Annotated in this window: 23 protein-coding genes; 12 read left to right on the plus strand and 11 right to left on the minus strand. The window is 64.4% G+C overall.

Annotated elements, in window-relative coordinates; all coding sequences use genetic code 11:
• Window positions 1–79 precede the first annotated feature (79 nt).
• Genes lspA through dnaE form a run of 3 tightly spaced genes read left to right on the plus strand, consistent with a single transcriptional unit; the run spans window position 80 to window position 5,181 of the window.
• On the plus strand, window positions 80–652 hold the full coding sequence (gene lspA, locus FBY33_RS13075) for a signal peptidase II (RefSeq protein ID WP_142030938.1): 573 nt from the start codon (window positions 80–82) through the stop codon (window positions 650–652).
• Complete coding sequence (locus FBY33_RS13080) at window positions 645–1,571, plus strand: RluA family pseudouridine synthase (protein WP_142030939.1); 927 nt, start codon at window positions 645–647, stop codon at window positions 1,569–1,571. The genes lspA and FBY33_RS13080 overlap by 8 nt, the downstream gene beginning before the upstream one ends.
• 49 nt (window positions 1,572–1,620) lie before the next feature.
• The gene (gene dnaE / locus FBY33_RS13085; RefSeq protein WP_142030940.1) at window positions 1,621–5,181 is read left to right on the plus strand and encodes a DNA polymerase III subunit alpha; all 3,561 of its coding nucleotides are present in this window, start codon (window positions 1,621–1,623) and stop codon (window positions 5,179–5,181) included.
• A 91-nt stretch (window positions 5,182–5,272) separates the two neighbouring features.
• Here dnaE and FBY33_RS13090 read toward each other — a convergent pair whose 3' ends face one another.
• Window positions 5,273–5,773, minus strand: a complete 501-nt coding sequence (locus tag FBY33_RS13090) for a flavin reductase family protein (protein WP_056331660.1) — start codon at window positions 5,771–5,773, stop codon at window positions 5,273–5,275.
• Window positions 5,774–5,900: 127 nt separating this feature from the next.
• On the opposite strand from FBY33_RS13090, the gene FBY33_RS13095 reads away from it, so the two are divergent.
• The 3 genes from FBY33_RS13095 (at window position 5,901) to nrdR (ending at window position 8,453) form a co-directional block, all read left to right on the plus strand.
• Complete coding sequence (locus FBY33_RS13095; RefSeq protein ID WP_142030941.1) at window positions 5,901–6,434, plus strand: hypothetical protein; 534 nt, start codon at window positions 5,901–5,903, stop codon at window positions 6,432–6,434.
• 4 nt (window positions 6,435–6,438) lie between these two features.
• Window positions 6,439–7,806 (plus strand): histidinol dehydrogenase, encoded by a 1,368-nt coding sequence (gene hisD / locus FBY33_RS13100; RefSeq protein WP_142030942.1) that lies wholly within the window; start codon window positions 6,439–6,441, stop codon window positions 7,804–7,806.
• 143 nt (window positions 7,807–7,949) lie between these two features.
• A complete protein-coding gene (gene nrdR / locus FBY33_RS13105) occupies window positions 7,950–8,453 on the plus strand; it encodes a transcriptional regulator NrdR (protein ID WP_142030943.1) in 504 nt (167 codons plus the stop codon).
• A gap of 52 nt (window positions 8,454–8,505) precedes the next feature.
• Here the strand turns inward: nrdR and ppgK are convergent, their stop codons facing one another.
• Both ppgK and map read right to left on the minus strand, forming a co-directional pair.
• Entirely contained in the window at window positions 8,506–9,309 is an 804-nt protein-coding gene (ppgK, locus tag FBY33_RS13110) for a polyphosphate--glucose phosphotransferase (RefSeq protein WP_142030944.1), read from the minus strand.
• A gap of 109 nt (window positions 9,310–9,418) precedes the next feature.
• Entirely contained in the window at window positions 9,419–10,297 is an 879-nt protein-coding gene (gene map, locus FBY33_RS13115) for a type I methionyl aminopeptidase (RefSeq protein WP_142030945.1), read from the minus strand.
• Window positions 10,298–10,417: 120 nt separating this feature from the next.
• Between map and FBY33_RS13120 the strand changes: the two genes are divergently transcribed.
• Complete coding sequence (locus tag FBY33_RS13120) at window positions 10,418–10,585, plus strand: SPOR domain-containing protein (RefSeq protein ID WP_142030946.1); 168 nt, start codon at window positions 10,418–10,420, stop codon at window positions 10,583–10,585.
• A 164-nt stretch (window positions 10,586–10,749) separates the two neighbouring features.
• On the opposite strand, the gene panB is transcribed toward FBY33_RS13120, so the two are convergent.
• Complete coding sequence (gene panB / locus FBY33_RS13125; RefSeq protein WP_142030947.1) at window positions 10,750–11,658, minus strand: 3-methyl-2-oxobutanoate hydroxymethyltransferase; 909 nt, start codon at window positions 11,656–11,658, stop codon at window positions 10,750–10,752.
• A 277-nt stretch (window positions 11,659–11,935) separates the two neighbouring features.
• Between panB and glnA the strand changes: the two genes are divergently transcribed.
• Genes glnA through FBY33_RS13140 form a run of 3 tightly spaced genes read left to right on the plus strand, consistent with a single transcriptional unit; the run spans window position 11,936 to window position 16,832 of the window.
• Window positions 11,936–13,276, plus strand: coding sequence for a type I glutamate--ammonia ligase (gene glnA, locus FBY33_RS13130; protein ID WP_056331789.1), 1,341 nt, complete (start codon window positions 11,936–11,938; stop codon window positions 13,274–13,276).
• 9 nt (window positions 13,277–13,285) lie between these two features.
• Window positions 13,286–16,297 (plus strand): bifunctional [glutamine synthetase] adenylyltransferase/[glutamine synthetase]-adenylyl-L-tyrosine phosphorylase, encoded by a 3,012-nt coding sequence (locus FBY33_RS13135; protein WP_142030948.1) that lies wholly within the window; start codon window positions 13,286–13,288, stop codon window positions 16,295–16,297.
• Window positions 16,287–16,832 carry a GNAT family N-acetyltransferase gene (locus FBY33_RS13140; RefSeq protein WP_142030949.1) on the plus strand — a complete coding sequence of 182 codons (546 nt, stop codon included), beginning with the start codon at window positions 16,287–16,289 and terminating at the stop codon, window positions 16,830–16,832. The genes FBY33_RS13135 and FBY33_RS13140 overlap by 11 nt, the downstream gene beginning before the upstream one ends.
• A gap of 340 nt (window positions 16,833–17,172) precedes the next feature.
• Here the strand turns inward: FBY33_RS13140 and FBY33_RS13145 are convergent, their stop codons facing one another.
• The 3 genes from FBY33_RS13145 to FBY33_RS13155 form a co-directional block, all read right to left on the minus strand.
• A complete protein-coding gene (locus FBY33_RS13145; RefSeq protein ID WP_142030950.1) occupies window positions 17,173–18,252 on the minus strand; it encodes an Abi family protein in 1,080 nt (359 codons plus the stop codon).
• 232 nt (window positions 18,253–18,484) lie between these two features.
• Entirely contained in the window at window positions 18,485–18,931 is a 447-nt protein-coding gene (locus FBY33_RS13150) for a helix-turn-helix domain-containing protein (protein WP_142030951.1), read from the minus strand.
• Between the two features lie 199 nt (window positions 18,932–19,130).
• Window positions 19,131–19,352, minus strand: a complete 222-nt coding sequence (locus tag FBY33_RS13155; RefSeq protein WP_142030952.1) for a hypothetical protein — start codon at window positions 19,350–19,352, stop codon at window positions 19,131–19,133.
• Here FBY33_RS13155 and FBY33_RS13160 point away from each other — a divergent pair.
• Window positions 19,351–20,058, plus strand: coding sequence for a hypothetical protein (locus FBY33_RS13160; RefSeq protein ID WP_142030953.1), 708 nt, complete (start codon window positions 19,351–19,353; stop codon window positions 20,056–20,058). The two genes, FBY33_RS13155 and FBY33_RS13160, sit on opposite strands and share 2 nt — an antisense overlap.
• Before the next feature lie 328 nt (window positions 20,059–20,386).
• Here FBY33_RS13160 and FBY33_RS13165 read toward each other — a convergent pair whose 3' ends face one another.
• The 4 genes from FBY33_RS13165 to FBY33_RS13180 are packed head-to-tail and all read right to left on the minus strand — an operon-like array spanning window position 20,387 to window position 22,531.
• Window positions 20,387–20,914: a hypothetical protein gene (locus FBY33_RS13165; protein WP_142030954.1), complete on the minus strand. Its 528-nt coding sequence runs from the start codon at window positions 20,912–20,914 to the stop codon at window positions 20,387–20,389.
• 42 nt (window positions 20,915–20,956) lie between these two features.
• Complete coding sequence (locus FBY33_RS13170) at window positions 20,957–21,391, minus strand: hypothetical protein (RefSeq protein ID WP_160141954.1); 435 nt, start codon at window positions 21,389–21,391, stop codon at window positions 20,957–20,959.
• A gap of 10 nt (window positions 21,392–21,401) precedes the next feature.
• Window positions 21,402–22,079, minus strand: a complete 678-nt coding sequence (locus FBY33_RS13175; protein ID WP_142030956.1) for a hypothetical protein — start codon at window positions 22,077–22,079, stop codon at window positions 21,402–21,404.
• On the minus strand, window positions 22,076–22,531 hold the full coding sequence (locus tag FBY33_RS13180) for a hypothetical protein (protein ID WP_142030957.1): 456 nt from the start codon (window positions 22,529–22,531) through the stop codon (window positions 22,076–22,078). The genes FBY33_RS13175 and FBY33_RS13180 overlap by 4 nt, the downstream gene beginning before the upstream one ends.
• A gap of 491 nt (window positions 22,532–23,022) precedes the next feature.
• On the opposite strand from FBY33_RS13180, the gene FBY33_RS13185 reads away from it, so the two are divergent.
• Entirely contained in the window at window positions 23,023–23,313 is a 291-nt protein-coding gene (locus FBY33_RS13185; RefSeq protein WP_235010559.1) for a hypothetical protein, read from the plus strand.
• Window positions 23,314–23,372: the final 59 nt, after the last annotated feature.

The following is a 23,372-nucleotide window of genomic DNA, read 5'->3' on the forward strand; positions in this document are numbered from 1 at the left end:
ATTCTGAAAGCCGGTGGCTGAGGATTCCTCGGCCACCGGCTTTTGGCATTGACACCCAGCTCCACGAATTGAAAGCACCATGACTGACGAACTCGCTGCGGATGCGGCACGCCCTGTCCCACCCTCACCCCGCCCGCGCCGGGCGGTGCTGCTCTCCCTGTTCGCCGGGTTCGCAATGTTCGCCTACGTCCTGGACCAGCTGACCAAACTCTGGGTCACTTCCACCATGGTGGAGGGGGAGCGCATCCCTGTCCTGCCGCCCCTCCTGCACTGGTACTTCATCCGCAATTCCGGTGCTGCGTTCTCCATCGGCGAGAACGTCACATGGGTGTTCTCCATCATCATGGCCGCCGTGGCCATCGCAATTCTTTTCCAAGTGCGCAGGCTGGGTTCGGCCTGGTGGTCCCTCGCCCTGGGCCTGCTGCTGGGCGGCGCCCTTGGCAACCTCACCGACCGGCTCTTCCGTGAGCCGTCCTTCGGCATGGGCCACGTGGTGGACTTCATCCAGCTGCCCAATTTCGCCATCTTCAACATCGCCGACTCCGCGGTGGTGTCCGCCGTCGCCATCATCTGCATCCTGACCATCCGAGGAATCGCGCTGGACGGAACGCGGCTGGGGAACGCACCGCAGGAAAAGCCCGCCCATGACTGAGCGCATTGTCGTGGCCGAAGAGTACGGCGGGACCCGGGCGGACGCCGGGCTGGCCGGCCTTCTGGGGGTGTCCCGCTCCGTGGCCGCATCCCTGCTGGCGGAAGGCCACGTCCTGAACCGGGGCAAGGCATTGGGCAAGTCGGCAAAACTCGTGGCCGGGGACGTCCTGGACGTCACCGTCCCGGAACGGCGGGACCCGCTGGAAGTGGTGGAGGAGATTGTGGAAGGCCTGAACATCCTGCTCGATGACGACGATTTCGTCGTCGTTGACAAACCTGTGGGCGTGGCAGCCCACCCATCGCCCGGCTGGGTGGGACCCACAGTGGTGGGCGGCCTGGCCGCCGCCGGGTACCGCATCTCCACCTCAGGTGCGCCGGAACGGGCAGGCATTGTCCACCGGCTCGACGTCGGCACCTCCGGCGTAATGGTCGTGGCCAAGTCCGAGCGGGCCTACACAGCCCTCAAACGGGCCTTCAAGGAGCGCACGGTGGACAAGGTCTACCACGCGGTGGTGCAGGGACTTCCCGATCCCCTGACCGGGACCATTGACGCCCCCATCGGACGCCACCCCGGGCACGACTGGCGTTTTGCCGTGATCGAGGACGGCCGCGCTTCGGTGACCCATTACGAAGTCCTGGAGGCCTTCGGCAAGGCCAGCCTGGTGGAAGTCCACCTGGAAACCGGCCGGACGCACCAGATCCGGGTCCACTTTTCCGCCCTCCGCCACCCCTGCGCCGGCGACCTGACGTACGGCGCCGACCCGCGCCTTGCCGCCACCCTGGGACTCACCCGGCAGTGGCTGCACGCCCGTGAGCTGGGTTTTGACCACCCTGTGACGGGGGAACGCGTCACGGTCACCAGCGACTACCCGCAGGACCTGGCCTACGCCCTGGAAGTGCTCGAATCCGGACAGGCCTGACACGGACCGGCTGGCGGGGCTGTAAAGCGGCAGCGCTTAGAATGGTCCGGTGAGTTCCAGCAATGATTCGTTTGTCCACCTGCACACCCACACCGAATATTCCATGCTGGATGGGGCGGCCCGCCTGGGGGAGCTGTTCGACGAAACCGAGCGCCTGGGCATGCCCGCCCTCGCCACGACGGACCACGGCTACCTGTTCGGTGCCTTCGATTTCTGGCGGAAAGCCACGGACAAGGGCATCAAGCCCATCATCGGCGTCGAGGCGTATGTAACTCCCGGCACCGCACGGACTGACAAGGAACGCGTCCGCTGGGGCGATGAATCCCAGCGCAAGGACGACGTCTCCGGTGGTGGTTCCTACACCCACATGACGCTCCTGAGCTACAACAACGTGGGCATGCGGAACCTCTTCCGGGCCTCGTCCATCGCCTCCCTCGATTCGGTGTTCGGAAAATGGCCCCGGCTGGACCGCGAGCTGCTCAACACGTACTCCGAAGGGCTCATTGCCACCACCGGCTGCCCCTCCGGCGAGGTCCAGACCCGGCTGCGGCTCGGCCAGTACCGCGAAGCCCTGGAAGCGGCGGCCGAATTCCGGGACATCTTCGGCGCGGAAAACTACTTCTGCGAACTCATGGACCATGGGCTGGACATTGAACGGCGGGTCACCGGCGACCTGCTGCGGCTTGCCAAGGACCTGAACCTGCCGCTGGTTGCCACCAACGACCTCCACTACACCCACGAGCACGACGCCAAGGCGCACGAGGCCCTGCTGGCCATCCAGTCCGGCTCCACGCTGCTGGAACCCACCTACGACAATGGCGGTTCGCGGTTCGCGTTCTCCGGCAGCGGCTACTACCTCAAATCGCCGCAGGAGATGCGCGAACTCTTCCGCGACCACCCGGAGGCGTGCGACAACACCCTCCTCATCGCCGAGCGCTGTGAGGTGTCCTTCAACACGGACGCCAACTACATGCCGCGGTTCCCCTGCCCGCCCGGTGAGGACGAGACCTCCTGGCTGGTCAAGGAAGTGGACAAGGGCCTGAAGTACCGTTACCCGGGCGGCATCCCGGACGAGGTCCGCAAGCAGGCTGACTACGAGCTCGGCGTCATCACTTCCATGGGCTTCCCGGGCTACTTCCTTGTGGTTGCCGACTTCATCAACTGGGCCAAGAACAACGGCATCCGCGTGGGGCCGGGGCGTGGCTCGGGTGCAGGCTCGATGGTGGCGTACGCCATGCGCATCACCGACCTCGACCCCCTCCGCCACGGGCTGATCTTCGAACGGTTCCTCAACCCGGACCGCGTTTCCATGCCCGACTTCGACGTCGACTTCGATGACCGGCGCCGTTCCGAGGTCATCGACTATGTGACCCGGAAGTACGGCGACGAGCGCGTGGCCATGATCGTCACGTACGGCACCATCAAGACCAAGCAAGCCCTGAAGGATTCTTCCCGCGTCCTTGGCTACCCCTTCAGCATGGGCGAGCAGCTGACCAAGGCCCTGCCGCCGGCGGTGATGGCCAAGGACATCCCGCTGGCGGACATCCAGAACCCGGAAGCCAAGCGCTACAGCGAGGCGGGGGATTTCCGGCAGCTGATTGCCACCGACCCCGAAGCTGCCAAGGTCTTCGAGACTGCCTTGGGCATCGAAGGCCTGAAGCGCCAGTGGGGCGTGCACGCGGCCGGCGTGATCATGTCCTCGGACCCCATCATCGACGTCATTCCCATCATGCGCCGCTTCCAGGACGGCCAGGTGATCACGCAGTTCGACTACCCCACGTCCGAGGGCCTTGGCCTGATCAAGATGGACTTCCTGGGCCTGCGGAACCTGACGATCATTTCCGATGCCCTCGAGAACATCAAGATGAACCGGGGCATCGACCTGGACCTGGAAAACCTCGAGCTGGACGATGCACCGTCCTACGAACTCCTGGCCCGCGGCGATACGCTGGGCGTCTTCCAGCTCGACGGCGGACCCATGCGGTCCCTGCTGAAGCTCATGAAGCCGGACAACTTCGAAGACATCTCGGCCGTGCTCGCGCTGTACCGTCCTGGCCCCATGGGCGCCAACGCCCACACGGACTACGCGCTCCGCAAGAACGGGATCCAGGAAGTGATTCCCATCCACCCGGAGCTGGAGGAACCCCTCAGGGAGATCCTCGGCGGAACCTATGGCCTGATTGTGTACCAGGAACAGGTCATGGCCGTGGCGCAGAAGCTGGCCGGCTACTCGCTGGGCCAGGCAGATATCCTCCGCCGCGCCATGGGCAAGAAGAAGAAGTCCGAGCTGGACAAGCAGTTCGCGGGCTTCTCCCAGGGCATGCAGGACAACGGCTACTCCATGGAAGCCGTCAAAACCCTGTGGGACATCCTGCTGCCCTTCTCCGACTACGCCTTCAACAAGGCCCACTCCGCCGCGTACGGCGTCATCTCCTACTGGACCGCCTACCTCAAGGCGCACTACGCGCCGGAGTACATGGCGGCGCTGCTGACGTCAGTGGGTGATGACAAGGACAAGTCCGCCATCTACCTCAACGAGTGCCGGCGCATGGGCATCACGGTGCTTCCGCCGGACGTCAACGAGTCCGCCTTGAACTTCACTCCGGTGGGGAACGACATCCGCTTCGGCATGGGTGCCATCCGCAACGTGGGCGTCAACGCCGTCGAGGCCATGGTGGCTGCCCGCGAAAGCGAGGGCGCCTTCACCTCGTTCAAGGACTACCTGATGAAGGTTCCGGCCGTGGTCTGCAACAAGCGGACCATCGAGTCCCTCATCAAGTCCGGGGCGTTCGACTCGCTGGGCCACCACCGCCGCGCCCTGGCAATGATCCATGAAGAGGCCATCGACTCCGTCATCACCCTCAAACGCAATGAGGCCATTGGCCAGTTCGACCTCTTCGCCGGCTTCGAGGATGCCGGGGCGGAATCGTCCTCGCTTAGCATCGAGATCCCGGACCTTCCCGAATGGGAGAAGAAGGACAAGCTTTCCTTCGAGCGGGACATGCTGGGGCTCTACGTGTCGGACCACCCGCTGCAGGGCCTGGAGGGCCTCCTGGCCCAGCATGCCGAGATGAGCATCACCACCATCCTGGGCGAGGACGGTCCCCAGGACGGTGCCATCATCACCATCGCCGGGATGATCACGTCGCTGAGCCGGCGCATTGCCAAAGCCAGCGGCAACGCTTATGCCCGGGCGGAGGTGGAGGACCTGGGCGGTTCGATCGAGGTCATGTTCTTCGGGCAGGTTTACGGGCCGATTGCCTCCGTCCTTGCCGAGGACCTGATCGTGGTGGTCAAGGGCCGCCTGCAGAAGCGGGACGACGGCGCCATCACCCTGAACTGCATGGAGCTGTCCGTCCCGGACCTGAGCGAAGGGCTGAACGGCCCCCTGGTGATCACCATGCCCACCCACAAGGCCACCGAGGCCGTGGTCACCGAGCTGGGCGACGTACTGCGCACCCACCGGGGCAATTCGGAAGTGCGGCTGCACCTGCAGGGCGATACCCGCACGGAGATCATGGGCCTGCCGGTCCACCTCCGCGTGAACCCCAGCCCGTCGCTGTTCGGCGACCTGAAGGTCCTGCTGGGCCCCGCCTGCCTGGACGCCTAGGACGGCCTGACGTCAATCAAAAGGGTGGACGACGGCGGGAAGCACCTCCCGCCGTCGTCCGCCCTTTTGCTGCCACTATGGCGGGCCGGGGCTAGATCTCGTAGTCCAGCGGCACGGGCTGCCCGTAGGCGCCGCCGTGGTACAGCAGGGGCGATCCCTCGCCGCCCACCTGGCCGTCCACCACTTGGACCACCACCACAGCGTTGTTCTCGAAGGACAGGCGCATCTGGATCTCGCCGATCAGCCAGCCCGCCACGTCCTTCAGGATGGGAACCCCGTGCGGCCCGATCTCCCAGTGGTTGCCTTCGAAGCGGTTGCCCGGGCGGGCAAAGCGGGCAGCCAGTTCCTGGTTCTCCAGCCCCAGCATGTGGACACCCAGGTACTGCGTGTTGGCCACGGCGGGCCAGGACCTGGAACTGCGTGCCATGTTGAATGTGAACCGGGGCGGCTTGGCCGACAGCGACGCCACCGAGGTGGCGGTAAAGCCGTAGGGCTCGTCCTGGTAGTTCACGGTGATGATGGCAACGCCCGCGGCGTGGCGGCGGAACATCTCCCTGAACGTCTGCTCGAACGGCTCGCTGTTGTCGGTCACCGGAACTCCTGCACTAAGTGGTGTAACTCTTTCTCCAAGCGTATTGGCCCTCGGTCGCGGCGGGAAAACGGCAGCGGCAACACCCCGGCCGGAGGCCCTGCCAGGAACCTTTGTTAAGGTGTGTTGCATGACAACCTCCGCCCGCCCCGCCAGGCGGCTGCTGCCCTGGTCCCTGCTGCTGGTCCCCGCGGCTTCCGGGATTCCGGCAGGCATCCTCTGGTGGCTCCTGGCGCCGGGCGGATTGAACCTGATGACGCGGGATCCCGCCCTGGCCTCAGGCAATGTTCCCCTGGTGTGGCTGCCGCGCGACCTCACCCTCGCCGGGATCCTGGTGCTGGCCGGCTGCCTCCTGGCCGTGTTCCTGGCCGACAGCAAGCGCCGGGACCCGCAGGCAGCCCTGCTGACGGGCCTTGCCGGGGCGTTGGCAGGCGGCGTCCTCGCCTGGGGGTCAGGGATCCTGGCAGCCCGGCTGTTTGGTCCTGCTGTCGATGCCTCGGCGAACCCCAGCATCGCTTTTTCCCTCCGGGCCTGGCCGGTGCTGTTGCTCTGGCCTGCCGCCACGGCCGTGTCGGTCTTCGTGCTGGAGGTGGTGGGAGCGGCGGGCAGGAAGCCGCAGGTAGAGGCCGCGGAACGGGCAGGCGGGAACAGCCCCGTAAAATAGTCCCGTGACCACTTTCCCGGAGTTTCCCGCCCCTGCTGCAGCCGCCGTCGATTTCCGTACCGTCGACCTTCGCGGCCGCAACCTGACGCTTGCCGCCCTGCGCGCCGCCGTGCCCCGCGCCAAGGGCCAGACAGTGGCGGATGCCGAGGAAAAGGTCCTGGAGATCATCTCCGCCGTGCGGCAGCGCGGCTTCGCGGCCCTGGCGGAGCTGGCGGAACGGTTCGACGGCGTGGCGCAGGACCACCCGCTGGTCCCCGGGGATGCGATTGACGCAGCGCTGGACCAGTTGGACCCGGCGGTGCGGGCCGCCCTGGAGGAATCCATCAGCCGGGCGCGGAAATTCGCTGACGCCCAGCGCCCCCGCAACGTGGACGTCGAACTGGGTGATGGCGCGGTGGTCAGCCAGAACTGGGTGCCCGTGGCCCGCGTGGGGCTGTACGTTCCCGGCGGCCTTGCCGTGTACCCGTCATCGGTGATCATGAACGTTGTGCCTGCACTGGCGGCAGGCGTGGAATCCATCGCCCTGGCCTCGCCGCCGCAAAAGGAATTCGGCGGCCTGCCGCACCCCACCATCCTCGCGGCAGCTGCGCTGCTGGGCATCACCGAGGTCTACGCCATCGGCGGCGCCCAGGCCATCGCCGCCTTCGCGTACGGCGTCGAAGCCTCGGCCGCCGGCCCTGCCCTGGAGGCCGTGGATGTGGTGACCGGGCCCGGGAACATTTTCGTCGCCACGGCCAAGCGGCTGGTCAAAGGTGTTGTGGGAATCGACTCCGAGGCGGGAACCACGGAGATCGCCATCCTGGCCGATGACTCCGCGCAGCCGGCACTGGTTGCCGCCGACCTGCTCAGCCAGGCCGAGCACGACCCCAAGGCCGCATCGGTCCTGATCACGGATTCGGAAGAGCTGGCCGCGGCCGTGCGCGCCGAACTGGAACTGCAGGCCGCCGCGACCAAGCACTCGGCCAGGGTGCAGGAGGCACTCTCCGGCCCGCAGTCCGGCGTCGTGCTGGTGGACAGCCTGGAACAGGGGATCGCTGCCTGCGACGCCTACGCGGCCGAGCACCTGGAAATCATGACCCGTGATGCCCCAGCGGTGGCGTCGCGGATCCGGAATGCGGGCGCCATCTTCGTTGGCGACTACAGCCCCGTGAGCCTGGGCGACTACTGCGCCGGCTCCAACCACGTGCTGCCCACCAGCGGCACCGCTGCTTTTTCGTCAGGGCTGAACGTCACCACTTTCCTGCGCGCCATCCAAGTGGTCAATTACAGCCGCGACGCCCTGGCAGAGGTCAGTGGACACATCGTAAGCCTGTCCCGGGCCGAGGACCTTCCGGCCCACGGCGACGCCGTCTCGGTCCGGTTCCCCGGCTGACGTTGCACCACTACATGTAGTAATTACAGGATTGTTATTACCCCAGATGTGCCCGTAAACTGGGAGGCGCCACAGCATTGCCCCCCGGCGGTGCTGATGGCTTCCAACAGCGTTGCACACCACAAGCGAAAAGGGGGAACGCCATGTACTGTCCGTTCTGCCGCAACCCCGATTCCCGCGTGGTGGACAGCCGCATGGCGGATGACGGTTCAGCCATCCGCCGGCGCCGGCAGTGCCCTGAATGCGGCCGCCGGTTCACTACGGTTGAAACCACCAGCCTCTCCGTCATCAAGCGGTCCGGCGTGGGCGAGCCCTTCAGCCGCAGCAAGGTCATCAACGGGGTGCGCAAGGCCTGCCAGGGCCGGCCGGTGAGCGAGGACGACCTCGCCATGCTGGCCCAGGAAGTGGAAGAACAGATCCGGTCCTCCGGCGCAGCCGAAATCGATGCCCACGAGGTGGGCCTGGTGATCCTCGGACCGCTGCAGAAGCTCGACAAGGTGGCGTACCTGCGCTTTGCCAGCGTGTACCAGGCGTTCGAGTCCCTTGAGGATTTTGAAACTGCCATCGCCCTGCTCCGCCACGAGGCCGAAGAAGACGCCAAGGGCGGGGCCCCCAGCGCCAAGAGCTCCGAGAAGAGCCCCCTCTAGACTCCGGTGGCGGCAGCGGAGGGGAAGCCGCAGCCGCCACCGGCACCACTGTCTACTTGGCCAGCTTGTGCTTCAGGGCGATTTCCAGTGCAGCGCCCACAATCCCTGCCTCATTGCGCAGGACGGCCGGGACAATCGGGGTGCGCAGCTTGAGGTTGGGCAGGTACTCGTCCGCGCGCTTGGAGATGCCGCCGCCCACGATGAACAGTTCCGGCGAGAACAGGAACTCCACGTGGGAGAAGTAGCGCTGCAGCAGCACGCTGTACTCGTCCCAGGACAGTCCGTCCCGTTCCCGTGCTACGGCCGATGCCTTCGATTCGGCGTCGAAACCGTCAATCTCCAGGTGGCCCAGTTCAGCGTTGGGAACCAGCTTGCCGTCGAAGATGAAGGCGGAACCGATGCCGGTGCCGAGGGTGATGACCAGGACGGTCCCGGAGACGCCGGCGCCGGCACCGTAGCGGGCCTCGGCAAGGCCGGCCGCGTCGGCGTCGTTGATGACCTCCACGGGGCGGCCCAGTTTTGCGGTGAGGAGGGCGTCGATGTCGGTGTCCAGCCAGCTCTTGTCCACGTTGGCGGCCGAGTGGACCACGCCGTGCTGGATGATCCCCGGGAAGGTCACACCCACGGGGGAGCCGGCTTCCGGTGCCTCGGGGCGTGCCGAGAGCTCGGCCACCACCAGGGCCACGGCCTCGGCGACGGCCTCAGGCGTGGCCGGCTGGGGGGTGGGCACGCGGAAGCGGTCACCCAGGAGCTTGCCTTTCTTCAGGTCGACAATGCCGCCCTTGATCCCCGTACCACCGATGTCGATACCGATCAGCGGTGCGTTCTTGTGCGGTTTTTCGTCCTTCTTGGCCAATGGGATTCCGTTCGTGACAGGGGCGGGCAGGAAAATGGGCCGCTTTCGGCGGCCGGTAACAGGTGTCCGGTCTGCACCGGCAGCATGCCCGGTGCGGGCATGGGACGGGCTACGGGAGGGTGAGGATCTCGGCGCCGGTCTCGGTGACCAGCAGGGTGTGTTCGAACTGGGCGGTGCGCCGGTGGTCCCGGGTGACCACCGTCCAGTCGTCGCTCCACATGTCCCACTCCACAGTGCCGAGGGTGAGCATCGGTTCGATGGTGAACACCATGCCGGCCTCAATGACCGTGTTGTACGCAGGGGCGGCATCGTAGTGCGGAATGATGAGCCCCGTGTGGAACGCTTCACCAACGCCGTGGCCCGTGAAGTCACGCACCACGCCGTACCCGAACCGCTTGGCATAGGACTGGATGGCCCGTCCAATGACGTTGATTTCCCGTCCCGGTGCCACCGCCTTGATGGCCCGGTTCAGCGACTCCCGGGTACGCTCCACCAACAGCCGGGATTCCTCGTCCACGTCCCCCACCAGGAAGGTGTAGTTGGTGTCTCCGTGCACGCCGTTGATGTAGGCCGTGATGTCGATGTTCAGGATGTCGCCGTCCTGGACCACGGTGCTGTCCGGGATGCCATGGCAGATGACCTCGTTCAATGAGGAGCACAGCGACTTGGGGAATCCGCGGTAGCCGAGCGTGGATGGGTAGGCATGGTGGTCCAGCAGGAACTCGTGGCCCACCCTGTCCAGCTCGTCGGTGGTGACGCCCGGCTGGAGGTGCTTGCCCACCTCGACAATGGCCTGCGCCGCGATCTTTCCGGCGATCCGGATCTTCTCGATGGTCTCCGCGGACTTGACCTCGGAACCGGTGAATTTTGCAGGCGCGGGCTTGCCCACGTACTCCGGACGGGGGATGGACGCCGGGACGGGACGCTGCGGACTCACGGTACCCGGGGTGAGGGTGCCAATGGGTGCAGTCGAGGCAAGGGAAGGCATAGATTGATCATATAAGGCACCACAGAACGCCTAACAACCGACAAGCGGCGGAGGACACGCGTAAAGGTTTGTGTTACGTGGATCACCCGGTTTTCCCCGTCGCCGGAACGAGGAGCAACGATGACTGAGTACTGGTTCAACATCAAGACCCACGAGGTGGAAGAGGACCGGCTGTCGGACTGGAGCCAGCTCATTGGGCCTTACAAGACCCGGGCGGAAGCCGAACATGCCCTGGAGAAGGTCAAGGCGCGCAACGAGGCCTGGGAAAAGCAGGACGACGACGACTGAACGGTAGGTGCGCAGGGCGTCCGGGCGGCACTCCTCCGCGGACTGCCTCGGCCGCGGGCGGCCTCACCTTGACGTCCGCTTCCGGAGTACCGCCCGGACGCGGAGGTCGCAGGCATTTGTGTCAGTGTGCCGGTTCCGCTTGGCCGTTGGGGCGAAGTAAAAAGTTAGAACGTGTGTTCCTGGCCGGGGAACTGGCCGGACCTGACGTCCTCACCATAAGCCGTGGCGGCGTCGAGCAAGGTGCCCCGCAGGTCCGCGTACTGCTTGACGAACTTGGCCATCCGGCCGCCCCGCAAACCTGCCATGTCCTGCCAGACAAGGACCTGGCCGGTGGTCGCCTTGCCGGCGCCTATGCCCACCGTGGGGACGCTGACGGCCGCGTCAACGGCCGCCGCCGTCTCCGCAGGCACCATTTCCATCAGCACGCAGAACGCTCCGGCGTCCGCCAGCGCAACGGCGTCGTCAATCAACCGCTGGGCGTCGCCGCCGCGGCCCTGGACGCGGTAACCGCCCAGGGCGTGTTCGCTTTGGGGGGTGAAGCCGATGTGCGCCATGACCGGGATGCCTGCCTGCACCATCGCCCGGACGGTCGGCGCATAGTACTTCCCGCCCTCGATCTTCACGGCGTGGGCCAGCCCTTCCTTCAGGAAGCGGACACCGGCGCCCACGGCCTGTTCCGCGCTGACCTCGTAGCTGCCGAAGGGAAGATCCGCCACCACCAGTGCGCGCTTGGCGGACCTGGCGACGGCCCGGCACAGGGGGAGCAGTTCGTCCACGGTCACCGGAAGGCTGGTCTCGTTGCCAAAGACGTTGTTCGAGGCCGAATCGCCCACCAGGAGCACCTCGATGCCGGCAGCGTCGAAAATCTCGGCCGTGTACTGCTCGTAGGCGGTGAGCATGGCGAACTTGGTGCCATCGCGCTTGGCCTGCTGCAGGTGGTGGATGCGGACCTTTGCCGGCTTCCGTTCGGCCGGAACCGGAACCGGGGCCGCAGCCGGTGTGCCGGGGCCGCTGCCGTACGGGGCGGGTACTTCTGCGGACGCGCTGGAGTCGGAGCTGTTGCTGGAGGCCATGGGATGAGCGTAGTGCGCCATCCGCCGTACTAGCTACCGCGGGCAAGGCGGGACAAAGGTGATTAGCGTCATAGCGGCAGGCGCGGACGCGTGCCACGGCGCGGTGGATACCGCGGCCGGGGGCGGCATGGGCTGCCTGCCAGGTTAATGCTGTGTTACGCAGGGCCCGGGCTCAAGCATCGGCGCCGAATGATTAGTACAGTGTTGATGAACTGCTGCCGGCTTTCCCCTTTGCGCGGGCCCCGGAGCATGAACGTTGACCGGAGAAGAGGCCATCATGGACCGCCAGCAAGAATTTGTCCTGCGCACAATCGAAGAGCGGGACGTACGTTTCGTGCGCCTGTGGTTCACCGACGTCGTGGGTTCGCTGAAGTCCGTGGCCTTGGCGCCGGCGGAAGTCGAGGGAGCATTCGAGGAAGGCCTTGGCTTCGACGGTTCCTCCATCGAAGGACTGGCCCGCGTCTTTGAATCGGATATGCTGGCCCAGCCCGATCCTGCCACCTTCCAGATCCTGCCGTGGCGCGGTGAGACCGAACAGACCTCGCGGATGTTCTGCGACATCCTCACCCCTGATGGCGAGCCTTCCGCGGCCGATCCGCGCAACGTGCTGAAGCGGACCCTCGCCAAGGCCGCGGACATGGGCTTCACCTGCTACACCCACCCTGAGATCGAGTTCTACCTCCTCAAGTCGCACGAGCCCGGTCCGGACGGCGCACCGGTGCCGGTCGATGAGGGCGGCTACTTCGACCATGTTCCGGGCGGCGTGGCGCAGGACTTCCGCCGCACGGCGGTCACCATGCTGGAGTCCGTGGGCATTTCCGTGGAGTTCAGCCACCACGAGGCAGGCCCCGGGCAGAACGAGATCGACCTCCGCTACGCGGACGCGCTGCAGACGGCCGACAACATCATGACGTTCCGCACCGTCATCAAGGAGGTGGCGCTGCAGCAGGGCACGTATGCCACGTTCATGCCCAAGCCCTTCACCGACCACCCCGGATCCGGCATGCACACGCACTTCTCCCTGTTCGAAGGCGACAGCAACGCCTTCTTCGAGGCAGGTGCGGAGTTCCAGCTGTCCACGACGGCCCGGCAGTTCATTGCCGGCATCCTCAAGCACGCCCCCGAGTTCACGGCTGTGACCAACCAGTTCGTCAACTCCTACAAGCGCCTGTGGGGCGGCGGCGAGGCACCCAGCTACCTGAGCTGGGGCCACAACAACCGCTCCGCCCTGGTCCGCGTGCCCCTGTACAAGCCGGGCAAGGGCCAGTCCGCGCGCATCGAGTACCGCGGCATCGACTCCGCTGCCAACCCCTACCTGGCCTATGCCGTCCTGCTCGGTGCCGGGCTGAAGGGCATCGAGGAAGGTTACGAGCTGCCGGCAGCCGCTGAGGACGACGTCTGGTCGCTGAGCTCGGCTGAGCGCCGCGCCATGGGCCACGACCCCCTGCCAGCCAGCCTGCATGACGCCATCCGCTCCATGGAGGACTCGGAGCTCATGCCGCAGATCCTGGGCGAACAGGTCTACGAGCACTTCCTGCGCAACAAGCGCGCTGAATGGCAGGACTACCGGCTGCAGGTGACGCCCTACGAGCTGCAGCGCAACCTCGGCATCCTCTAGGTGCCCGGCGTGAGCCTGGCACGCCGCCTCATCGCGGCCGGATTCAGCGACCTGGAAAAGGGCGAACGGTTCCTTGCCGCGCGCGAACTCGAGGGGCTGGACCAGGACAGGCTCTTTGCCGGGCTGCACCTTGCGGCCAGCCCGGACACGGCACTGCAGTCCCTGGTCCGGTTGATCGAAAAGCACCCGCAGCTGCGGGAGCTGGCGGCTGCCGAGCCTGAGGCCAGTGAACCGATGTACCGCGTCCTGGGCGCTTCAGAGGCTCTGGGGGAGTTCCTGATCCGGCACCCCGAGCACCTGGAAGCCTTCGAGATCCGGGCCAGTCCAGAGCCGCTGCCCGCCGACCCGGGCCGGTTGCGCGCCACGCTCCTGCAGTCCGTGGGCGCCGACCCCCGCGCCGCCCGTCCCGTTGCCGCCGTTACCGGCGTGGACGCCTACGCAGCCCTGCGCACCGCCTACCGGCGCGGACTGGTCGATCTCGCCGTCAAGGACCTGTGCGCCGCGGATCCGCTGGACTTCCTGCCCTCCGTGGGCGGTGAACTCGCGGACCTTGCCGCCGCCGCCATCGAGGCCGCCCTCGCCGTTTCCAGGGCTGAAGCCGCCGAGCAGCACAGCGCTGCCGACGTCGCCGAAGTCGGCCTTGCCGTGATCGGCATGGGCAAGTGCGGAGCCCGGGAGCTGAACTACATCTCCGACGTCGACGTCATCTACGTGGTGGACCCGGGCAGCTTGGAGGACGCCCACGCCAATACCATCGGCACGGCCCTGGCGAGTGGCATCTCGCGGGCCATTTCATCGGTTGCCAGGGAACCGGGGCTCTGGGAGGTGGATGCGAACCTGCGGCCCGAGGGCAAGTCGGGACCACTGGTCCGCACGCTCGCCTCCCACGAGACGTACTACGCCAGGTGGGCGGAGAGCTGGGAATTCCAGGCTCTCCTCAAGGCCCGTTGCATTGCGGGTGACGCCGCACTGGGCCGCGCTTACGAGGAAGCCGTGGCGCCATTGATCTGGAGCTCGGCCGGGCGCGAGGGCTTTGTTGAGTCCGTCCAGGCGATGCGCCGCCGGGTGACCGAGCACATCCCGGCCGCCGAGGAGCAGCGCCAGATCAAGCTGGGGCGCGGGGGGCTGCGCGACGTCGAGTTCACCGTCCAGCTGCTCCAGCTGGTGCACGGCAAGGCGGACGAGTCATTACGACGGCGGGACACCACCTCCGCGATCGCCGCGCTGTCGGCCGGAGGTTACATTGGCCGTTCCGACGCTGCCGCTTTTGACAACGCCTACCGCTACCTCCGGCTGCTGGAACACAGGATCCAGCTGTTCCAGCTTCGCCGCACCCACCTGATGCCGGTGGCGGAGCCGGCGCTGCGCTCACTGGCCAAAGCCGTGCTGGGACCCTTCTCCAACGAGCGCCCCAGCCCGGACTCCCTGCTGTCAGCATGGCAGCGCACCAAACGCTCCGTCCGCGAACTGCACGAGCGCATCTTCTACCGGCCGCTGCTGAACACCGCTGCAAAGCTCACCAGCGAGGACGCCAAACTGACGCCCGAGGCGGCGCAGGGGCGGCTGGCGGCCCTCGGATACCGGGACCCCCAAGGGGCAATGCGCCACATTGAGGCGCTCACTGGCGGGGTCAGCCGCCGCGCCGCCCTGCAGCGCCAGCTCCTGCCCATCCTGCTGGACTGGCTCGCGGAGGGCGTGGACCCCGACGCCGGCCTCCTTGCCTTCCGCCGCGTCAGCGAGGCCCTGGGCACCACGCACTGGTACCTGGGCCTGCTCCGTGACTCTAACGCGGCCGCGGAACGCCTCTGCCACATGCTGTCCAACTCCCGCCTCATCGCAGACCTCCTGGAAGTCTCGCCGGAGTCTGTGGCGTGGCTGGGGCAGGACAAGGACCTGGTGCCCGTGGGCTTCGAGGCCCAGTGGCAGGAAATCACTGCCAAGATGTCCCGGCACGCGGACCCGGAGAGCGCCATGCGCCTGATCCGGCTGATCCGGCGCCGCGAAATCCTGCGCATCGCCATCGCAGATTCGGCCGGCCTCCTGGACCAGGAACAGGTGGGCACGGCGTTGGCCGATACGGACCGCGCCGCCGTCCTGGGCGCCCTGCGGGTGGCGGAAGGAAGAGTCTCCGCCGGCGGGCCACTCAAGACCACCGTCCTGGTGGTGGCCATGGGCCGCCAGGGCGGCCGCGAGATCGGTTACGGCTCCGACGCAGATGTCATGTACGTCCATCGTGCACTTCCAGGCTTCTCCGAGGCGGAGGCGCAGGAACAGGCCGCGCGCATCGTGGCGAAAATTTCCAACCTGCTCACCCAGCCGCTGAAGCCGGCCATCATGGCTGAGCGCGTCCTCCAAATGGACGCGGACCTCCGGCCGGAGGGCAAGAACGGGGCCATGGTGCGCTCCCTCGACTCCTTCGCCGAGTACTACCGCCGCTGGTCCCTGATCTGGGAAGCGCAGGCCCTGCTGCGGGCACGCCCCATGGCCGGCGACGACGCCCTGGCCGCTGACTTCGTCAAGCTCATCGATCCCATCCGGTACCCGGAGTCCGTCTCCGAGCAGGACGTCCGCGAAATCAGGCGGATCAAGGCGAGGGTGGAATCCGAGCGGCTGCCGCGCGGCGCCGACCCCGCACGCCACCTCAAGCTGGGGCGCGGCGGCCTCAGCGACGTTGAGTGGCTGGTGCAGCTCCTGCAGCTCCAGCATGCCGGAAAGCATCCGGAGCTCCGGACCACGTCCACCCTGGAAGCCCTCTCAGCCGCAGCGGAACTCGGCCTGTTGGAGGGCGCTGACGCGGCACTCCTCGCCGAGGCCTGGCGGCTGGCCAGCCGCATCCGGTCCGCCAACGTCATCTGGAACGGCAAGGCCTCCGACCTCCTGCCGTCCTCGCGCCGCGACCTTGAGGCCGTGGCCCGCTGGTGCGGCTACGAGCCCGGACACGCCGCCGCGCTGGAGGAGGATTACCTCAGGGTGAGCCGGCGGGCCCGGGCAGTCTTCGAGCGCGTCTTCTATGGGCACTGAACCCCAGCCGTGGGTCTGGCTCATCCAATTGGAGGACCTGGACTCCGACGCCCTGGCAATTCAGCTGGACGCCATCGCAAACATGCTGCTGGTGCCGGGCCAGGACCGTTTCGTGGGCGAGCCGTTGCGGATGGCCCTTACCGGGCTGGCGGAGGAATCACGACGGCCATACGTGGTCGAGGCGGAAGGCAGCGCCGTTGGCCTGTTGACCCTGCAGTCCGGTGCCGCGGGGCTCGCCGGCTGGCCTGACGATCACTCCGCGTGGCTCCTGCGCGGGTTCCTCATCGACCGGCGGCACCAGGGCAAGGGCCTGGGCACGCTCGCGGCTGCCGCCGCTGTGGAGGCAGCGCGCAAGCTGACCGCCCGGCACCAAAGCGGCGAGTCCGGCGTCGTACTGTCCGTCAACCAGGAAAACCCTGCGGGCCTGTCCGCCTACCGCCGCGCCGGCTTCATCGACTACGGGCCGTACCTGGGCGGAACGTCCGGGCCGCAACGGACCATGTTCCGCAGCTTCTCCGCAGAGGCGCCTGCGTAACGCGCCGGACCGGCATTGCGCTTAGCAAGCGTTTGCCCGATCATGTGGATTGGCGGTGTTCTCCAACCTTGTTGGGGGGAAGGCTGGACAGTCTTCGTCTCGGGGGGCATTCGTCAGGGGGTCCGGTTCCCGGTCTCAGCACGTCTGGAGGCGGGCCCCCACCTTATGGTCTCCATCCGCGGCTTTAAGGCCCGGACAAACGCAGAAGGCGGCCACCGGTTCATCACCGGTGGCCGCCTTCTGCTGTTCAGCTGTCCTGCAGGGCAGGCCGCGGACTAGACGCCGCAGTAGAGATCGAACTAAACAATGCTGATTTGGCCCCTGTTGCATAGCTTTTAAATCAGCGGGATTCCGGGGCTTCCTCGGTTGGTAGTGATTGGGCAAAAATAACTGGTTGCGGACCCCTTGCGTACTTCTGGCCAGATAACAGATCCTCGGCTGGCCGCGGCTGCCACAGTGCTTCATCGCGCCAGTTACTAGGGAACCCCATGTCTCTCTCTGGCGAGAGGCCGCGGATCCTTGGGAACTGCTCCATTTTGGCCTTCAGGGCCTGAGGCCAGTCGGTCCTGGGATCAATCTGAGGAGCGATGTAGGCAATGATTGCAAGCGATAAGTAGAGCTTTTTGCGGTGCCCTTGGGATGCAATGTGAGCGAGTTCTGGCTTTACAATCGCAGGATTGAAGACCCCGATTTCTTGGGTAATATTCCGATTCCACAGCCGTGCGTGGTGAGCGCAGTGATTTCGGACATTACCTAGGGTCAAGAGCCATCTATGTAGCCTTCGTCCTTCTTGAACATTCCAGTGACGTGCAACGTCGTTCTGATCGCTGCGTTCCATGAGGCCGTACAGCCTGTTGAGGGCGCCGAAATCGAGTGCTTCTACTGCGACCCAAATCGGGAAGCGTCCCCCGTACTTGGACATGTAGTGACGAAAAAAATCATCGGTCTTAGCTTTTTGTTGAAGTTCCCTGTAGCGCCTCGACCAGTAGTCGAAGCTGTCACCCCTCTCATCATGGGCTGGCTTCTTACACTGCTCTTCGTCCAAGGAATCGCGATTAAGGTGTCCGAATGGGTCCCGTTCCCCCAGCACGTAGCCCACTCGTACACGCAGTCCGACTTCGATAATTTTTAGGCCTTGAGCGCAGAGCGTGCGGAGATCATGGTCAAAGTCGTAGAGGGCAAGCGCCTCAGTTAACTTGTATCCAGGGCGGAATGTGGCTGTCCGGTAGTGAACTGGCGATTCCTTCGGAGCTCCTTGAGGTAACAACTCCCGGAATGGATGGGTGTACGTCGAGAGCCGGTAGTAGCCGATGCGAGAGAGGGCGCCCTCCCCGTCGCAGCTCGAGCAGTCAAGGCCCCTGGCTTGCATCAGGGCTATCTGCTGATCGAAGGTCAGATGCGGACTGGTGTATAGGGTCACAGGGCCCCCTAAAAAGAAAACCGACCCTTGATAGAGGTTCTCTATCAGCGGGGCCGGTGTTTATGAATAAAGATTACCAGCGTTCAGGGGTCGGAGTAGAACCGCACAGCGTGTCTTGTGTCACACGAGGAAAGATTAGCAGAGCCAGCCTGGGCTTACATTGGCCTTCACGCCCTCAAGGAAAGGTTCGCTTCGTTGTTTCCGGTGGGTAAGCGCTGGGTGAGCAGCCTCGTCAGGCGCCGTCACGCAATAACTGTTTCGTCGGCCATGCGGTTGCGGCGTCGCGGTGATAGCGAACGATGCCGCCCAGGCGCACGAACTCAGGCCCTTTCTTGAGCGCGCGCCGGTCGGATAGAGTCCCTGACGACAATTGCCAAGCTGCAGCAAGGTCTTCGGTGGTAAACCAGTCAGTTGAGGCTTGGGCCGGAGATAGTTCGGCTGTGCCGGTTGTCGTGCGCCGCCCCGGCCTTGCGGCCTCTTGAACCGCAGTAGCCTCAGCCTCCATTTCTGTTGGAAGCTGGTAGATCCACTCGACCAGGTCCTCGTGCCGGATGACCACCTCTTCACCCGCGTACCGGGCGCGAAGACCACCAGATGCGATGGCCGACTTAAGGGCGTGGCTGGAACACCCGGTCTTTTCGCCGGCTTCTTCAAGCGTGTAGCCGATCTTTTGGGTCATGCGAAGGGATCCACTTCCGGCTCGTCCGACCATGGACCCGCCTCATCACCACGGTCCGGAATCCAAGCCACAAGACCCTGGACGTCGCCGTCGTCGTGCAGAATGATCCGCTTCCAAGAACATTGCTTTCGCGGCCCCTTCGGATCTTTGACGTACTTCCGGCGGTCCTCGCCAGTCCGCAGGGGAGTCTCCGAGTTGGCTAAACGGCGGGTGTCCCCCTTCGGCTCAGTCGGGAGAGACGTGAGCCAGTCCAGGAGTTCTTCTGCCAAAATGACCAGCTTGGTGTTGGCGTACCGGCGATGAGATCGTTGCGGCGTATGGCGATTCGAAGGGTGCTTGTGCTGTAGCCGGTGGCTTCGGCTGCCTCATAGAGGTTGTAGGCCAGCTTGGACTTGTCGATCGAGCCAAGGTCATCGTTCATGGCCCGAATCCTAGCCTTCCTCCGAGGGAGGGGCGCTGTTCCCTTCCCACGAGCAGCGAGAACGACCGGGGTTGTCGACTACGAGGAGAGCGCCGATACTTGGGGACAACACAGCATTTGGGAGCCAATGGGCCCAACGGAGGGGGTGCGGGGTGTGACTGGAGCTGATGGGAAATTGTCCTTCAAGGAAACTCTCAAAGTCGCTGTCGTCACGGCCGCCATGACATTGTTCGGGGGAATTATCGTGACAGGGTACACGAACAGCGGGCAGCGTGAACTCGCCAACGAGCAATTCCAGAAGACTCAGAGAGCCAACGCTTATTCCACCTTCGTTGGCGCCACGGAGGATCTGCTCCGCGCTGAGCGCAATGCTTCCCAGCTCTTCGAACCACGGCAGGACATACCAACGCAAGCAGAGGGACAAAGCCGGATTGACACCTTGGGCGACATCAACGTGAAGCTGCAGACCGCAGCTGCCGTGGTGGCGATCGTCGGCCCGACAGAGGTTGCCGTCAAGTCCGATGCAGTTGTGAAAAAGATGGAGGAGCTGTCCGGCGTGTATTTCAGAGGCTTTGGCGGCCTCTACCCGCCAGTGACTCGAGAAGCCCTAGCGGCCGTTAAGGCACAGGGGGATCCTCTCTACGCCGACTACTACCGACTCAAAAAGGACTTCCTCGACGCGACACAGCCGGCGTACAAGGGGTGAGAACCACCTGAAGATTATCCCGTCGAGATCAGGTTCGAACAGGCGGTCGCCTTAGCCAGATAGTTTGCGGAGGGCAACGGCAATTCGGTCTTTGTCGTATCCGCTGATCCTCGCGCCCGCTATGACCTGCGCAATTTCGTCTTGCTGGGTGGGGGAGAAGCGGTAGTGCCGGCCGATCCTGTCACATGGCCATTCGCCCGTCTGAACTTTACGGCGAACCGTGTCCACCCCAATTCGGTACTTCGCCGCCATGTCCTGGGCTGTGGCATAGGATCCGGACGGAACGTCCATGGCTAGACCACCTTCTCCTAGATCGCCTCGTAGCCAATTAGCGAGGCGATCCGACGAGGCGTTCCGTGAGGGCATCACGGGCCGACCGATAGCGCTCTTCGAGGTCTTTCATTGCTTCCTCGATTACCTCTAAGCGCCGATTCTCCCAGTTGACAGCATCGGCGATGTAGAGGGCGTTGATGCGGGGTATTAGCGAGTAGGCAAGAAGTAGACTCGCCTCGACCATCATCTGTTCTCCGTCAAGGATTTGTGGGAAGTGTAGGTCGTTCTTGCGGATCTCGAATCCTCCATCGACGTGCACTTTCGCGTGGATGGAGTTGTTCTCTTGTCCGACGTGCTGGACAAACGAGATGTCGATAGGCCCCAAGGTATCTGCTTCTGCTACCGCGGTCAGAAAGTTCGGGCGGTCAAAGTCGACGCCGGCTCGTAGGTCCGCGGTCCTGAAAGAGGCATCCCGCCCGCTTATTCCCGAGACTTTGTCGAGCCGCAGATCTGGTGCGATCTGCGGCTTATCGCGCCGCTGCACGGTGAGCCAAAGGAAGATGTCGGTGTCCTGAAGCTCCATGTGCGACCTGTTGCGCTCGATGGTGATCTTCCCATCTGCGCTTTACAGGATCGTCTGCAGGGAAGCTACCACTCCGTCACGCTTCCGCAGTACTTGTTGCGTTCGGGTCGAGAACAGCATACCGATGTGGCTACTGTCGACCTGCGTGATCATTACGTCGATAGCAGCGAGCCGTCTACTGGATTGAGGATTGTAGTTGGGGTGGGCGCTCATCCCGGCGGGCGGCATCGCCCAGTAGTAGAAACGTGCCTTCAGCATTTCAGGCAAAGTGTCCGTTGCGGGATGGATGACCGGCGTGGAGGGGGGTGGCGCAACGCCAACGAGACCTAAATTGGACTGAAAGTCGTTGATGCTGGCCCAGCCGCCGGTGAGGTTTTCATGGTTGGGTGGACATTCTGACATCGCCTGGCGTATTTCCTCGAGGGTCATTGCAGATCGCGAGTACATGGGCTGTACCTTTACGGCCTCTTGGCTCATTGTCGGCATGTTACGTTCCTACTACTTGGAAATGGCGGGCATTTGATGATTTTCGGACGAAGATGAACAGAAGGCTTCGAAGGATTGCGTTCTTATGGTGGAGGACGTAGTCGATGTTTATCTCGATACCATTAGGAGTGGCCTCGTCCCGCCAACTTACTTCAGCCCAGTGCCATTGCCCTGGACGACGAGGTGCCCTTCCGAGATCGATGCAGAAACCCTTTGACTCGTCGTCAGACTTGACGGTGGGTAGCCCGTTGACCTTGGGCGAATTCTCGACCGAGGGTACAACGGATGCGCGCTCTATGCGGATCTGTAGCTTGACGCCGATAAGCATCCAAAGCTTCAGGATCTGGTACCCCAACCAGCCGCCGGAGGGTGCTGATATGCGAAGAGAGAACACCTGGGAGTCAGGCTTGCGTTTGGTAACCCTGGCTACGAGGGCGTTAGCTATCGGCGCGTCCTCTCCCTTGACCCCCCATTGCACATCAACACGCGGCCAACCAAAGACGATTTGCAGCAGTACCTCTAGTACAACGGCCGTGAAGATTGCGGAAAGGAGGTAACGCCAGCCAGCATCAATAGACGGCATGCTGGATTCAAGAAACGGTTCCGCCCACAGCACCACCCAGACAGCAACGGCTACTTTGGCGGCCTCGCTGAGGACGCCGAAAAATGGGTTTTTCAAGACAGGTGGAGCTCCCGCCAGGCGGACGCAAGGAGCTGCTCTGCCTCATCAACTATCGACGTCTCGACGTAGCCTCGACGACGCACACTCATGCGCATGCCTGTGGTCGTCGAAAGGAGCTCTACGCCGACCACATATAGCCCGTTGAAATCGTCCCCCATAGCTGCTTCAAGTTCCTCGCCCCCATAGGTTCTTAGGATGTTGACCATCTCGGCGGATAAGGATTCTTGGTCATTTGGTTCCAGCAGGGTGAGGCGTGTGTCAGCGATCATGAACGACGCTACGGAGAACGAGTGGGCCGTTGCGTAGATGGCAAATCGAATTAGATCCTGGCTTCCCAACTGGAGCTCCTCACCTCCAAGATCACGCGCAGCTCGCCCGGTCTCGACTTCACTGATGCGCAGCGCAGTGCCACCGTCTACAGACGGGCTCAGCACCACTTGACTCATCATGACTCCATCTTGCCCGAAGCGTCAGACATTTGTCGCCCACGGCGCGTAACAGCTGCACATGCCCGTCAGAACTGGACGTAGCGTCCCCGCCACGCGGGCTCTTCCCGCGGGCGCATGCCGTCGGCCCCGGAACCCAACAGCTGAGGTGCTGGAAAGTGTCATCGGTCCACACGATACTGACCCATTCCTGGTTATAGTGCGTCGCGTAGCCAGCACTTCGACCGTGCCACCGCTCTTAAGTGGGACTTGGGCGATGACCTTTCGGTCGCGGCCGTAGACGAACCTGCGCACGCTCTCCGGCGCCAACGCTGGCCTCGGATCCGCATACTCATGCTCGGCGCCGTGCAGCACGAACTTCGTCTGGTCGTCAAAGAGGCCCACAGGTCCGCGCTATTCTTTGGTCTATGTCACCTTGCCAAGTAATGAAGTGCAACCAGAACGCCACGACGACCTTCAAATTGGGACCGCCCGAAGGCGGCCTGGATATTCCAGTGTGCGACCAGCATGGCGCCGCCATCCAGCAGGGCGAGCAGTGGATGCTCGGCGGTTCGATGGGTGTTGACGATGCGAACGGTATCCCAGGGGCGGGAACCGGCTTCACCATCCTGATGGCGGACAACCTGCCTCCGCGGTACCAATCGATGGGCTACCAACTCGTCGATGGCAGCCAGCCGGGCTACCTGATGAAGTTCGACGTGGCCGGTCCAGCTGGCCCGGACAAGTACGAGTTTTTCGTTCCCAAGGACGAATTTGCCTCCTTCCCGAGCTTCTTCGCCAGCTAGCAAACAGCAGAAGATCCCGAGGCCATGGGGGCGGCTCGGGGCTTCCTAGCGTCTCCGTT

It is taken from the genome of Arthrobacter sp. SLBN-112, assembly GCF_006715225.1.
Lineage (GTDB): Bacteria > Actinomycetota > Actinomycetes > Actinomycetales > Micrococcaceae > Arthrobacter.